The 1410-nt window shown below is 33.8% G+C and carries 3 protein-coding genes and 1 pseudogene; 2 read left to right on the top strand and 2 right to left on the bottom strand.

The annotated features are described in order from the left end of the window. Positions 1-126 (top strand): annotated as a pseudogene (locus C0512_RS15715) (phytoene/squalene synthase family protein); the annotation flags it as partial. A 4-nt stretch (positions 127-130) separates the two neighbouring features. After that, positions 131-574, top strand: a complete 444-nt coding sequence (locus C0512_RS15710) for a sterol desaturase family protein (protein WP_121313320.1) — start codon at positions 131-133, stop codon at positions 572-574. 61 nt (positions 575-635) lie between these two features. Here C0512_RS15710 and C0512_RS15705 read toward each other — a convergent pair whose 3' ends face one another. Together C0512_RS15705 and C0512_RS15700 are read right to left on the bottom strand one after the other, a co-directional pair. Beyond that, positions 636-1172: a DUF4252 domain-containing protein gene (locus C0512_RS15705; RefSeq protein WP_121313318.1), complete on the bottom strand. Its 537-nt coding sequence runs from the start codon at positions 1170-1172 to the stop codon at positions 636-638. Positions 1173-1178: 6 nt separating this feature from the next. Then, positions 1179-1410: DUF4252 domain-containing protein (locus tag C0512_RS15700; protein ID WP_290863269.1), on the bottom strand; the 232-nt coding region annotated here is incomplete at its 5' end.

Genomic DNA, 1410 nt, shown 5'->3' with positions numbered 1-1410 from the left:
TTGCTGTCTAAGTTGAAAAAAACACCTTCGATGGAAATCAAAAACACTAGAATCCGAGTACCTGATTATGAAAAATTTGGACTTTTAGCTCGATGTTATGTCAATTATCGTTTAAACTTATTATAAAATTATGCTCCTACACATTATAGTTTTTTTTGCTACATTTTGCTTCATGGAATTTATGGCTTGGTTTAGTCACAAATACATTATGCATGGTTTTCTCTGGAATTTACATGCTGATCACCACAAAAAAGACCACGATTCTTGGTTCGAGCGCAATGATGCTTTCTTTATTTTTTATGCCGTTGTTAGCATTGGCTTCTTTTTACTTTGGCAAAACAACATACTCGAAATTGGTTTAGCAATCGGACTAGGAATTTTTGCTTACGGATTAGCTTATTTTACCGTTCATGACATTTTTATTCACCAAAGGTTTAAATTGTTCCGAAATGCCAACAATCGCTATGCAAAAGCTGTTAGAAGGGCGCACAAAATGCACCACAAACATATTGGCAAAGAACAAGGGGAATGTTTTGGAATGCTCGTTGTTCCGTTTAAATACTTTAAAAAATAAAAAAGTCCCGAGTAAATCGGGACTTTTCGTTTTTAACTATTAACCTCAGTAAAATCATTTTTTATTTTTTCATCAAAGCTTCTAAAGGCTTTAATTGGTCCATGTCAATATTGGCAGATTGCAAGATGGAAATCATATTCATAATATTATTCGGATTCATGTCATTGCCCAAAATCCTCACAACGGCAAAACCATTGTCTTTCTTTTTACCAAATAAAATAAACTCATCTATATTATCCTCGTCTCCCACAAAACTGATTGAAGCACCATCTTTACCTGAACCCACTTTCATTAGCTCCTGATACTCTTTGCCTTTTAATATTTGTGTTAGCTTTTTACTTTCAGCTTCGTATTGCGCTTTGTTCTTATCATCTAATTTGAAAGCTAAAATATTCATCTTATCAAATGATTCCAAAGCTGTTTTTTGGTCAGAAGTTAATTTAGCTTTGTCAACATTAATAATATTTGGGGATACATCAAGGGCAACAAAATCTTTGTCCTCTGACTTCTCTACAAAATACTTTTGAAGACTTGGTTCACTATTGCAACTCAGCAACAACATTGAAGCTAACATTGCGATGAAATAAATAAGTTTCATATCTTATTATTTTGCGCCTTTCGGGCCTTTTGATCCTTTAGAAGCTTTTTTTAAATCATCGCCGCCCGGTAATTTCATTTTTTCTGTCAAAACCGAAAGTTCGTTCAGATCAAAATCGCCTGTTAATGACATCAAAACAGTTTCTTCTTTGCCACTGCCTTCTACAAACATTAACAACTCTTTCACTTGTGAATCAGTCGCACCGGATTTTACATAAATTTTTACGCTTTTTCCTTTC

The organism is Flavobacterium sp. (assembly GCF_013822155.1).
Taxonomy (GTDB): domain Bacteria; phylum Bacteroidota; class Bacteroidia; order Flavobacteriales; family Flavobacteriaceae; genus Flavobacterium.
Note: the sequence above shows the minus strand (reverse complement) of the source record. Positions and strands in the feature narration are given on the sequence as shown.